A 12215-nucleotide genomic window follows, 5' to 3' on the forward strand; every position below is an offset into this window, starting at 1 on the left:
AATCTTGAACCTAGAGAGTTCAGAGTTGCACGGAGAGAATCATATTTATGATGCTTTTCTCCGTGGCCCTCCGTGTTCTCATTTTTCTCCGTGGTTTAAGGTTTGGGTTTTGGTATGGCTTATTACGCACACCCTACTGCCCACGCATAAACATTTTATCTAATTCATTGAGCGTCATTCGGAACCAAGTTGGGCGGCCGTGGTTGCATTGACCGCTACGTTCGGTGGCTTCCATTTGGCGTAAGAGCGCGTTCATTTCGGTGATGGTGAGGCTGCGGTTGGCGCGCACCGAGCCGTGGCAGGCCATGGTGGCGAGCAGCTCATTTTGTCTGCCTGCCAGCACTTCACTCGCGCCAACCATGCGGATATCTTTGAGCACGGCTTGCGCCAGCTCGATGGGGTTTGCGTCTTTCAGCAGCATGGGTAGGGAGCGGATGGCGAGCTGGGTGGGGGATTGCACCGAGATCTCAAAACCAATTGCCTCTAGTGTTTCTGCGTGATCTTCAACCGTGGCCACATCGTGTTTATCGGCCGCAAAAACATGCGGGATCAACAGCGGTTGGGTGGGCATTTGATGCAGATCGAGCGCGTTTTTCAGCTGCTCGTACACCACTCGCTCGTGCGCGGCGTGCATATCTACCACGATCAGCCCTTCGGCATTTTGCGCAAGGATATAGATGCCGTGCAGCTGGCCGAGTGCAAAGCCTAGCGGCGGCACGGTTTCCGAATCGCTAGCGCGGGAAGGCGCTGTGGCAGCGGGGGAGATTGCAGCGGCGGGCATCAGTGCTCCGGCCGGAACGGCTGGGGCGAATTTACGTTCTTGAGAATCGTTACTGAATGAAGGCGTGGGTTCTGGTGTCCAGCTGCTTGAGTCACTTGCGCTTGCTTCCCCCGGTGCCCGCTTTAAATCTGCAAACATCGTGTCATAAAAAGCCATCGGCGCTTGCACACGCGGCTGCGGCTGGAAATTTCCCTGTTTATATGCCATCTCGGCGTAATTTTTAGGCGTCATCGCGGGGGCGGGGGCCATGACACTAGAGTCTGGCGCGGCGATTTCGCCGGTTTCAGGGTCAATCCCCGCCGGCACGGTGCCAGCGCGTGTTCCAGCCAGCGCTTTTTTCAGGCTGGTGAGCATAAAGCGGTAAATCGCTTGCGATTCCCTAAAGCGTACTTCGATCTTGGTGGGGTGAACGTTGACATCCACGCCTTCAGGATCCAGCTCTAAAAACAAGCAATATGCCGCGTGTTTGTCGTGGTGCAATACATCGCGGTAGGCTTCACGCAGGGCGTGTTGCACCACTTTATCCCTAACAAAGCGGCCATTTACAAAGAAATACTGCGCATCGCGGCTTGATTTCCCCAGCGTGGGCGAGCCGGTAATGCCCCATAGCCGTAGCCCACCGAAGCCCTCATCAACTTGCACGCCGGATGCCACAAAAGCATCGCCTAAAATCGCCGCCGCACGTTTGGCCAAATCGCCCGCCAACAGGCGCAACTGGGCGCGACCATTATGGCTGAGCGTAAATTGCACACCGGGGTTGGCCAGCGCCAAGCGCTGCACCATATCGCTGCAATGAGCGAATTCGGTGGATTCTGATTTTAAAAACTTACGCCGTGCAGGCACTTGGTAGTAAAGCTCGTGAATCTCAATGGTACTGCCTTGGCTGAGCGAGGTAGGCTCTGGCTCGCTGACATGACCATTATCTGCATCTACCCGCCATGCGTAATCTGATCCTTGCTCGCGGCTGCTCAGCGTAAGCCTAGAAACAGAAGCAATACTCGCCAGCCCTTCACCCCTAAAACCCAGCGTGGCCACTTTTTGCAAATCGTCCAGATCACGAATTTTGCTGGTGGCATGGCGGTGCAGCGCGAGCGGCAGCTCATCTTTGGCAATGCCGCAGCCATCGTCAATCACCTTAATCAGCTTGGTGCCGCCTGCCAGTAGTTCGATGCTGAGATTCTGGCTGCCTGCATCAAGGCTGTTTTCCAGTAATTCTTTTAATGCAGAAGCAGGGCGCTCAACCACTTCGCCAGCGGCAATTTGGTTGATTAGATGATCGGGCAGTTGCTGAATACGGGGCATAGGAGCAGGCGGTAATAGAGTGAGAGCCGATTATACCTGTGTATGCCTTGTAAGCCTTTGGCATGATTACAAGCTGGATTTTGCTGTATGCCTGAGCTGGATTTTGCTGTATGCCTGAGCTGGGCGTTGCAATTTTACGGAGTGCCCTGATCTATTTAGAACCTACTTCATTCATTGAAAGGAATCACTATGCCCGTAGTAAATATTCAAATTACGCGCGATGGCGCGACGGCTGAGCAAAAAGCCGAAGTGATTGCAGGCGTGACCGATGTGTTAGTGCGTGTTTTAAACAAAGACCCGGCAACTACCTTTGTGATTATTGATGAGGTAGATACCGATAACTGGGGCCACGCAGGTAAAAGTGTGACGCAATTAAGGGGGTTGGCGAAAGGGAGTTAGGCTTTACTACAAACCCTCGTCATTCCCGCTTGCCTTGGGCGGGGATCCAACTGCGCTGCTGGATCCCCGATAAAAGCACTCGGGGATGACGGTTTTTCCATAAAACCCTTGCCTCTGGATAATCAATGCTCGATTTATATTACTGGACTACGCCAAACGGCCATAAAGTTAGAATTTTCTTGGAAGAATCGGGTTTGGATTATCGCGTCCACCCTATCAATATTGGTAAGGGCGAGCAATTTGCGCCAGATTTTTTGCGCATCGCTCCAAATAACCGTATCCCCGCGATTGTGGATCATGATCCGGCCGATGGCGGCGAAGAAATTGCGCTATTTGAATCGGGAGCGATTCTGCTTTATTTAGCGGAGAAAACCGGCCAATTTATGCCCGTGGATTTTCGTGCTAAGCAAATCATGCAGCAGTGGTTATTCTGGCAAATGGGCGGCTTAGGCCCAATGGCAGGGCAGAACCATCATTTCTCGCTCTACGCCCCAGAAAAAATCCCCTATGCAATTAATCGCTATAGCACCGAAACCACAAGGCTTTATTCGGTACTGAATAAACATCTGGCCGATAAAGATTTTATTGCAGGTGAATATTCAATCGCCGATATGGCCTGCTATCCGTGGATTGTGCCCTATGCTCAGCAAGGGCAAAATCTGGATGATTTCCCTGCCTTAAAACGCTGGTTTAATACCCTCTCAGAGCGGCCAGCCGTGCAGCGGGCTTATGCTTTGGCGAAAGAAATTGACTAATTAATTCTAAAGGGGGCATTTGTTCCCTTATTTTTTGATTAAATATTTTCTGTGCTGTGTTTGATTCAGGAGCGCTTTAAACATAGCACGGTGCAGAGTTGGGGTGCTGCAGGTAAAAAAGCCCACGAGAAGTGTAATGCCGTTCACTTAAGCGGTTTTGTTTGAGTTCCCCCCTTTGTAAAGGGGGGCTAGGGGGGATTTGCAGTTGATGTTGGGCTTAAAATAAGCAAAAAACTCAAGGCAAATCCCCCTCAATCCCCCTTTTTCTAAGGGGGAAGCAAAACCAATACCTTAAGTGAACGGCATTATACAAGAAGTGGGCTTTTATCAAGGCTGGGGGGCTGCCGGTCAGTTGGCCGCGCAGGTGATGTTAAGCGGGGGAGCTTGCTCGCTCCGTGTTGTGTCTAAGCGCTGATGCAAGCTTGCCGGAACCCAGATCGAATCTACCGCTTCACCTTGCATCAGTTTTAACACTCGGGCAAGGCTTTCGCTGGCGAGTTGCTGGCTGTCTTGCACGACGGATTGAATACCCCAAGGCAGGCAGTTGAGCAGATTATGATCGTCAAAAGTCATTAAATGCTTGGGCATGCCATTTTGTTTTTCGTTGATATAGGCCAGCGCACCTTCCAGTAGGGTGAGCGAGCCGGTGAACAGGCTGTCGGGATAGTGGCCAAGGCGCTCATAGCATTCTGCCATCATGCTGTAACCCGATGGGCGCAGGTAATCTCTTTGCCAGACCCAGTGTTCTTGTTCTGCCACACCGCTTAATTCAAGGCCTTTACGATAGCCCGCAAGGCGATCTTGGCTTGGGGATAAATCGGCTTGTCCGCCTAAATACACCACTTCCTTGCTGCCACCCTTGGTGGTTTGCACGACGAGGGATGTGACAGCATCGATGGCATCGGTGACAACAAATGGAATTGGGCAGTCTTTGATGTGGCGATCGACAAAGACCAGCGGCAGGCGCAGAGACCATTTTAAATATTGTGTGGCATCGCTGCTGCAAGGCACCACAATCAGGCCATCTACCTGGCGGGTGAGCAGATGCTCGATGCCAGCTGTTTCCATCGCCGCTTGCTCATTACTGCTCATTACGAGTAGTTGATAGCCGGCCTCCCTGCATAGTGGTTCTAAAGCTTGCGCGAGGCTGGCGTGGGCAAAGTTGCTTAGCTCGGGCACGAGCAAACCTAAAGTGCCGCTTTTGCGCGATCTTAGTGTTTTGGCCGACTGCGAGGGTTGAAAATGATGCTCGCGGGCAATCGCCAGCACGCGCTCCTTGGTGGATTCTGCAATGCGGTATTCTGCAGAGCGTCCATTTAGTACGAGGCTAGCCGTGGTTTTGGATACATTAGCCAGACGGGCAATGTCATCCATTGTTAGGCGTATAAATTGGCTCACAATGACTCAGTTTCTAATGCACATTCAAGTCGCAAGGTTACCGAAAAAACAGCAGCTTGGATTGCGTATTTGTGATTTAGGGAAAAATAAAAGGCAGATCACCGGATTGCCACACAGAAAATTTTTGCATCACGCTTTGGTAATCAGCACTGTTACATAAAAAAGCCAGCCATTGCTTTAGCTTTGGGTAGGGGGCGGTGTCAAACCATTCCGGATCAACGCTGGCAAATTGGCGAATAAACGGAAATATCGCAATATCCGCCAGGCATATTTGATGAAGCAGTAAAAAAGAAGTCTGCGCCAGCCGTGTTTCTAAATCGTGTAAAAAGAGCTCGCCTTGGCTGCGATAATATTCTTGAGGGTGGGCGGGGTAGCGGTCTGCATATTTATATTGATCAAGATGAATTTTAAATATCTGATCATTATGGTTGATCAATTCTGCAATCTGCTTACTTAAAGCTTCATTCTCTTTGCAAAGCCATTGCTGTGGATCGTGCTGCTCTAATGCCCAATGCATAATTTCGCGGCTTTGCTCTATTACTTGTCCGTTATTTAATACTAAGACAGGCACCGTGCCTTTGGGCGAGGCGTGGAGTAATGCGGCAGGTTTATTACGCAGCACAATTTCGCGTAATTCAACTTGAATACCAGAATATTGAATGGCCATTCTGGCACGCATGGCGTAAGGGCAACGGCGGAAGGAATAAAGAATAGGTAGCATAGAATTAGATTTAATATTTTGGCGTGATGATACAGATTGCAGGCTGTTTGTGGAGTCACAGCTTGCCAGATGTGAGCAGCTTGCCGGATGAAAGACGGATTGACTACTAAAGGGCCAAGTTTTGCTGTATTTCACATATCTTTTCGTTAAATTAACTCGCTATTACCTTTGCGTTTTACTTTTTTAGTGCCTTGCCATTGGGCCAATTGGCAAATTTCCAGTCTTGATAAGTATTCTGGTTGGCAAAGCTGGCAAAGTCGCCGGGGAAGCGGTGTTGCTTTAAGGGCTTGCCAGCGGCTTTGCTATACACGCCCATAAAGCCACCACCGGGAGCTGTGATATAGGCCCAGTCTTCCCCTGTCATGGGGTCTTTATAGGCTTTGCGGATAAAGCGTCTTGGCGCAGGGGTGCGTGGATCAAGCACCAGTTCTTCTAGTGTTTTGGGGTATTGCGTGCCTTGCATCATATTTTGCTCACTATAGAGCTTGATGCCCCGGCGGATTTCAGCACCTACGCGCAGCAGTTCTTCTTCTTTTGCGCGCTGGGCACGGTTTTGCCATGCTTCGCCGACTTGGGCGAGGTAAATGCCCATGATCAACACGGCCATCAGCGCCCATGCGTAAGCAAAGCCTGATTGTTTCTTAGAATATGGCACGAAATAAGCTCCCGATTGGCATACCGTCATACCCGTGTGTTTTTATCGGGGATCTAGCAGCAAAGCTGGGTTCCCGCCAAAGGCACGCGGGAATGACGATGTTTTGCAAAGAGGAGTAGATACGAAGCAAACCCTTACCAGCTATTGTAGGCCGAGCCATCATTGCCGCTTCCTTCTGCACTGCTTTTTACGTCATACACGCCGCTGGCGTTTTCTGGTGGGATCATCTGCCAGCCATCGTTTTTACCGGTAATTGGGTCCATCGGCATTTCACGCAGGTATTTGCTGCTGACTAATTCATTAATGGTGGCGGGATAGTGGCCCGTATCGGCATAAAACTTGTCGATGGCATCACGCATGGCCACGAGGTTGTGTTTGAGTACAGTTTCATTGGCGCGCTCGGTTTGCTGAAAATAGCGTGGTACAACAAGGGTGAGCAGGCTGGCCATAATGGCGAGCACGACCAGCAGCTCGATCAGGGTGAAGCCCTGTTTTGAAGACGACACATGCGCCATGGTGGTCCTATTGATGATGGGTTTTTACTTGTTGTGCTAGAACTAAAGTCAAAAAAATATCTTCTATAGATGCTGCCGCACAATCAAAAAGCGTTGAATCATCGTAGGGCGGGTGGAACCCGCGTACTTTTTAGCATTGCTCGCGGGTTTCACCCGCCCTACAAATGCCGTGTTTCAAGCGTGGCTCATATTAACTACCATTTCTTATAAGCCGTGCCATTCATCCCAATTCCGCTACTGAGTGAATACACATCAAACACATCGCGGCCTTCTTGCGGGGCGTCGGGGGGGCTGGTGTAGCTGCGCAGGCCCCATGTTTTTTCGTCGCTACTGCTTGGGCAATCGCAGAAAGGATCTCTGGGCAGGCGGCGTAAAAAGTAGATCATTTTACCATTGGGGTCTTTGGCGTCTTTTACCCCGGCGGTTAAAACGCTCAGATTGGGGGGGTAGCCATTATCATCGATGTTTTTTTTAACTTGTCCCTCGTCTGCCGCTTGTTTGTAAGCATCAATACCCGAGCGTATTTGCCATAGCGCACGGCGCAATTCTTCTTCCCGCTGGCGGGTGGCGGCAATTTGCGAGAGCGGCATCGCCACCGTTGCCAGTACCGCCAGAATGGTGAGGGTGACCATCAGCTCAATCAGAGTAAAGCCGTGAGCAAGCCGATGGCGTGATTGCTTAAAGAGCATGCTTAGCGGCGTCCCATCCCATTGCCACGGCTCGGCGGCGGAGCAACAGGTTGGGTGTTGTCTTCTGTTGTCTGCGGCACTGGATTAGGCGCTGGGGCGGATTGTGGTATTGGCTCCGCCACGGCTTGCGGCATGATGGGCGGAGGCGCTTGCATCATGACGCTGCCAGTTGCATTGCTATTGATTTTAATGCTGGAGCTGGTGCGCAGACGCAGTGGATTAGTACTGATTGCACCTTCAGTGCCGCTGTCAAAGGTGGTGATATGCGGCGATGGCAGCGCCAGATTGCGCACCACACGAGGCGTAATCAGGAGGATCAGCTCAGTTTTGCTATTATCATCTTTCTTACTACCAAATAGTCGATCCAGGCCCGGTAGCTCGCCCAGCCCCGGTAGTGCATTTCCATTGGCTTGATCGGTACGCGAGAGTAAACCGGCTAATACTTGTGTTTCGCCATCACGAGCGCTCATATTGGTGGTGGCATTGCGCGTGCCTACTTTATAGGCGATCAAGCCGTTGCGGGTGGTGATGCTACCGGTGACATTAGAAACCTCGAGCGATACTTTTACGCTGATGTCGTTATCGATGGTGAGCGTTGGCTCTACATTTAGCGTAAGGCCCACATCTAAATAGGTGATTGATTCAGAAGTGGTGCCGTTATTATTGGTGGTGGTGACTACAGGAACACGTTCACCAATTTGCACCTTGGCTTTTTCCCGGTTTTTAACGCGAATTTTTGGATTGGCCAGAATATTGGTATTGCCTTTCTGGTGAGTAAAATTAGCGCTAATCATGGGGGATCCCAAATTAACCAGCACATCGCTCTTATTTAGATTACTGAGGCGATCTAGACTTATTGCGCCCGCCGCGATTGGGATGGCTGTAATATTGTTGATGGGGGCTAAAGAGGCGGAGATCGTATCTGGATATTGAATCCCCATATTCAGCACATCGGTGCTACTGACTTCCAGAATTTCTACATCCAGAATGATTTCTGATTGTGGTAAATCCTGGGCAGCAATCAGGCGTTCAGCCACGGCAATGGCTTCTGGCGTATCGCGCATTACCAGCATGGATAAACGCTCGTCGATATACACATCTTTGGTTTTAACCATTTGTTTAATCATGGCTAATACCTGCTTAGGATCGGCATTGGATAAATAAAAGGTGCGCATCACCAAATCTTTGTAATCACGATCTTTATCGGGGCGTTTTGGATAAATTAAAATAGTGTTTTCATTTAATATTTTTTTATCGAGTTGATTGGTGGTCAAAATTAAATTGATCACATCTTCAACGCTGCTATCGTGCGCATAAATGGTGGTGCGTAAATTGGGCGCAACATCACGATCAAAAATAAAATTAACTTTGCCAATGCGCGAAATAATATCAAAGACGCTGCTGAGGCTTTGATCTTTAAATTGCAAAGAAATAGGATTTTTTAAAGATTGCGCCAAGCCGGGGCGTAGCGTGGCTTCGCGTGTTTTACGGCTTTCTATTTCATCCCTCAGTCTGAGCGCCTGCGTATTGCGCGGATTATCGATCAGCATTTGCGCTAAAACATCCAGCGCTTCTTCGGGCTTATTGTCTTTGATTTCACGCGCATATTTAAGCATGGAATCCTGACGCGCCGCGATCTCTACCAGCCGTAGCCCCTCGGTTGCACGGTAATTGCCCTTGTCGTGCGAAAGCATCTGCTGATAGCGATTTGTGGCCAGCTCGATATCGCCACGCGCACGGGCATTGTCGGCTTCTTTCAGCAGCAGATTAAGCGTGCTGTCTAATTGCCGCTGAAAGCTGGCGCGCAGCATAATATCATCGGGATAAAGCTTGGATTTTTCTTTTAAAAGCTGCAAGCCTTGCTCTACTTCGCCTTGATAAATGAGGCTTTCACCCTGCTTGCGGGCCATGTCGGCAGCACAGCCAGTCAGCAAGCTGGCTGCAATAAGAGTCATGCTAAAAGCGCGCTTCAAAGTGTTGCTCCAATAGAAAGCATCCGCAGCTGCTTGAGCGGCAGGGGAAAAATAGGTTGCTGATTGAACTGGCACAAAGAGCGCGTTTTCAAGGCGTCGCTCCCAAGGACAGCACCTGCTGCTGATTGAGCGGCATAAATGTAAAAATAATTTGCTGGCGGGTGACTTGATCTACTCGCCACGAGCCTAGTAAAACTTCCCCTTTTTGCACGCGGCCAAGGGCATTGCAGCTTTGGCAGACCACCATTTGCTGGCCGTTTGCTTCAAGCACCACGTAATCGATCTTACCTTCGTGCCAGGTCGACACTATTTTAAACGGCAAAGGCGGCGCAACCGGTGGCGGGGTTGGGGTCGGTTTAGGAGTCGGTGTGGGTTTAGGTGGCGGCGGTGGAGGCGGCTGCCATGTTTGGATCGGGAATAAATTCACCGCCACACTGCTGGCCGCAGACGCCGCCGATGCTTGCGCCGCAACGGCCGACGCTTTAGCGCTGGCTTCACTGGCCGTTGCCGCACGCTGTTGGCGGCGGGCAGGCGTGTCATCGGGCTGGCTATCTTGCCAGGCAGAGTAAAGCGTGAGTAAAACAGTAATCGCCAAAACAATTTGCAGCGGGCGCGAGATCATGGCTGCACCTCGCTTAAATACGACATTTCAATCTGCACATTCAGCATGGCGTCGCTAATTTGCGGGCGCGATAAATTTAAAGTTTCGATACGCACGCCGGGTATTTTTTCTAATTCACTAATAAATTGCTGCACGTCTGGATACAGCCCATTTGCTGGGAACTGTAAGCCGTAGCGCAATAGCTGGCCGCCCACTTCGGGCGTGGCTTTGTAATCGCTTTGCTGCAACACAATGTGTTTTTGCTCGGCCAGCTCATTGAGCTTGAGTAAAAACGCGGTAAATTGATTCGATTGCGGCAGGCGCTCGGCCACGCTGCTGGCGGTAGCAGATGCGCTGGATGCCGATTGTTTAAGTTTCCTTGCCGCCTCTAGCAAGCTCAGCTCGCGGCGCTCTAAATCTTTTTGGATGGGTTGTAGTTTTTGCACATAAAGCGCCCCAGCCAGTAGCAGCAAAACCAAGCCTGCAATCGCCAAAATCCCCGCATATTGCCGCCATTGGCGCAGATACCAAATGGCCTGTTGTATGAGTCGCTGCGCATTCATAGCCGCGGCTCCCAAACGATATCTAGGTTCACTTGCACCGGGTGAAAAGGATCGCTGGCGCGCAAATTATGCCGGGATAAAGAAACGGCTTTTACCCCCTTGCTGCTGCCGAGGCGATCGACCAAGGCCAGCGCATCGGCGAGGGTTTTGGCTTCTAAATCCAGCTTGATCAGATGCTCGCTGCTGGCTAGCTCGATACGGGTATAGGCAATGGTGGGCAGCCAAGTTTGCTCGAGCACCGCCAGTACCGGCCCGATGGCCTGCTGCTGTGCCTGATGCGCAGCCAATACCTTGGCATTGGTTGGTGCTTCTTTTTTCTCTTTGTTCTGTGCCTCATCCAAGCGACGGCGTTGCCAGCTGATCTCATCTTCACGAGCATCCAACTGCTGGCGTGCCTGATCGCTAATATCAAGGCGGGTCATCACCCACAGTAGGGCAATCACTGCCGCTACAACAAGGGCTAAACCCAGCCAGGGCGTTGAGCTTGGGGACCGATGAAAGTCGAGTTGCATAGGCTTCATGCGGCAAGGTCCGGTTGATCGCGATGCGGGGGCAATATCGTAGGGCGGGTGCAACCCGTGTATTTTTGCACGATGCTCATATCGCCAAATCCCCAGCAAATAATGGATGGACCGCGCCTAAATAGTTGACTTCGCATTGCGGTAGGCTGAGTTTGGCGAGCGGGTGGTTGGACGAGCTGATATAAATTTGCGGTGGCAAAGACACTTGCGCCAGCATGGCCGCTTGACGCAATAGCGCCGCCATACCGCCATCGAGCAGTGCTTCACAATCTTGATTAAGCGGCAGGCTGACGATGCCTTGCCATGCCGTATCCCGCCAAAAACCACAGCAAAGCTGATCGGCCTCGGTGATCACCAGTGCAAATTCGGTAGCTTTGAGTTGTTTGCGATGCTGCTGGTGTACTGCCGAAAAGAGCGGCTGCACACTGCTTAAGCGCAGCTTATTCACGCGCGCCAGCTCGATGATCACTTGGTAAATGGATTCATCCATGGCGGCGATCAAGCGCGATTCACCATAGCCCGCTGGGTTGATACACAGCCGCCAGCCTTCGGTAGAGCCACCAAATTGCTGGGCTAAAGTTAGCCGAGCGTAAGCTTTCCAATCATCGGGCTGATACAAGCCATCTTGCCAAGGCAGCACGGCGTAACGTACCCAATCCCCGCTGAGCAGTATATTCAATGTGCTGATGCTGCTTTTAGGACGAGTCTCTAGCCGCTGCTGCAAAGCCAGCGCAGCAGATTGCACATCAACCGTGGTCGACGCCCATTCAGTATCTGCTTTTTGTAAGCGCGGCTGGCTGGCCAAAGTCAGCTTCTTGCTCGCTAGCCAAACGCTATGCTCAATCCATAAAGGGGGCACGATTGCTTTCCTGCAAAGTAGTTAGGCAATAAATTCAAATCTTTAAAAATGCTAAAAAGTCTGTAGACACAGAGACCAGTGAGCACACAGAGCACGCAGAGAAAAACAAAGGTATATAACCATTCAGGGTGGGCAAGTCTTTATGCCCACGCGCCTACTCCATTGGCAGTCCATGTCTAAAACCCAAGTCTTGAAACACGGAGGCCACAGAGAACACGGAGTTTCACGGAAAAACCTATCTAAAATCAGATCAAAATCATAAAACCACCTATTGATTTCACTAGGGTTTCCTCGTTTTTCTCCGTGTGCTGCTTTTAAACTCCATGTTCTCTGTGTCTACAGATCTAAGGTTCTTTTAAGTTTGTTGCGGTGCGTAACGCCTACGGCGTTTTGCACCCTATGAAACTACAACACGTAGGGCGTGGTGCTTTATCCAGACGCATTACGCCCTACGTTTCCTCGTTTTTCTCCGTGTGCTGCTTT

At 50.8% G+C, this 12215-nt stretch carries 13 protein-coding genes; 2 read left to right on the forward strand and 11 right to left on the reverse strand.

All coding sequences use genetic code 11. The features are described from left to right. Positions 1-133 precede the first annotated feature (133 nt). Entirely contained in the window at positions 134-2083 is a 1950-nt protein-coding gene (mutL, locus tag ACFQNF_RS20600; protein ID WP_380190256.1) for a DNA mismatch repair endonuclease MutL, read from the reverse strand. A 189-nt stretch (positions 2084-2272) separates the two neighbouring features. Between mutL and ACFQNF_RS20605 the strand changes: the two genes are divergently transcribed. Together ACFQNF_RS20605 and ACFQNF_RS20610 are read left to right on the forward strand one after the other, a co-directional pair. Next, positions 2273-2482, forward strand: a complete 210-nt coding sequence (locus ACFQNF_RS20605; protein WP_380190258.1) for a tautomerase family protein — start codon at positions 2273-2275, stop codon at positions 2480-2482. A gap of 125 nt (positions 2483-2607) precedes the next feature. After that, entirely contained in the window at positions 2608-3237 is a 630-nt protein-coding gene (locus ACFQNF_RS20610; RefSeq protein WP_380190260.1) for a glutathione S-transferase N-terminal domain-containing protein, read from the forward strand. A 348-nt stretch (positions 3238-3585) separates the two neighbouring features. On the opposite strand, the gene ACFQNF_RS20615 is transcribed toward ACFQNF_RS20610, so the two are convergent. The 10 genes from ACFQNF_RS20615 to ACFQNF_RS20660 all read right to left on the reverse strand — a co-directional run bounded on the left by ACFQNF_RS20615 (position 3586) and on the right by ACFQNF_RS20660 (position 11732). Next, positions 3586-4635: a LacI family DNA-binding transcriptional regulator gene (locus tag ACFQNF_RS20615; protein WP_380190262.1), complete on the reverse strand. Its 1050-nt coding sequence runs from the start codon at positions 4633-4635 to the stop codon at positions 3586-3588. A 76-nt stretch (positions 4636-4711) separates the two neighbouring features. Then, a complete protein-coding gene (locus tag ACFQNF_RS20620) occupies positions 4712-5356 on the reverse strand; it encodes a glutathione S-transferase (RefSeq protein WP_380190264.1) in 645 nt (214 codons plus the stop codon). 175 nt (positions 5357-5531) lie between these two features. After that, positions 5532-6011 carry a type II secretion system protein gene (locus ACFQNF_RS20625; RefSeq protein WP_380190266.1) on the reverse strand — a complete coding sequence of 160 codons (480 nt, stop codon included), beginning with the start codon at positions 6009-6011 and terminating at the stop codon, positions 5532-5534. Between the two features lie 134 nt (positions 6012-6145). Further along, a complete protein-coding gene (locus ACFQNF_RS20630; RefSeq protein WP_380190268.1) occupies positions 6146-6526 on the reverse strand; it encodes a type II secretion system protein in 381 nt (126 codons plus the stop codon). A 194-nt stretch (positions 6527-6720) separates the two neighbouring features. After that, positions 6721-7215, reverse strand: a complete 495-nt coding sequence (locus tag ACFQNF_RS20635; RefSeq protein ID WP_380190270.1) for a type II secretion system protein — start codon at positions 7213-7215, stop codon at positions 6721-6723. A gap of 2 nt (positions 7216-7217) precedes the next feature. Then, a complete protein-coding gene (locus ACFQNF_RS20640; RefSeq protein ID WP_380190272.1) occupies positions 7218-9170 on the reverse strand; it encodes a secretin N-terminal domain-containing protein in 1953 nt (650 codons plus the stop codon). Between the two features lie 106 nt (positions 9171-9276). After that, positions 9277-9810: a hypothetical protein gene (locus tag ACFQNF_RS20645; protein WP_380190274.1), complete on the reverse strand. Its 534-nt coding sequence runs from the start codon at positions 9808-9810 to the stop codon at positions 9277-9279. After that, positions 9807-10352, reverse strand: coding sequence for a hypothetical protein (locus tag ACFQNF_RS20650; protein ID WP_380190276.1), 546 nt, complete (start codon positions 10350-10352; stop codon positions 9807-9809). Before ACFQNF_RS20650 ends, ACFQNF_RS20645 begins: the two co-directional genes overlap by 4 nt. After that, positions 10349-10873, reverse strand: a complete 525-nt coding sequence (locus tag ACFQNF_RS20655) for a hypothetical protein (RefSeq protein WP_380190278.1) — start codon at positions 10871-10873, stop codon at positions 10349-10351. The genes ACFQNF_RS20650 and ACFQNF_RS20655 overlap by 4 nt, the downstream gene beginning before the upstream one ends. Before the next feature lie 76 nt (positions 10874-10949). Further along, a complete protein-coding gene (locus ACFQNF_RS20660; protein ID WP_380190280.1) occupies positions 10950-11732 on the reverse strand; it encodes a hypothetical protein in 783 nt (260 codons plus the stop codon). Between the last annotated feature and the right edge of the window lie 483 nt (positions 11733-12215).

The organism is Iodobacter arcticus (assembly GCF_042664895.1).
In the GTDB taxonomy this organism is placed as follows: Bacteria; Pseudomonadota; Gammaproteobacteria; order Burkholderiales; family Chitinibacteraceae; genus Iodobacter; species Iodobacter arcticus.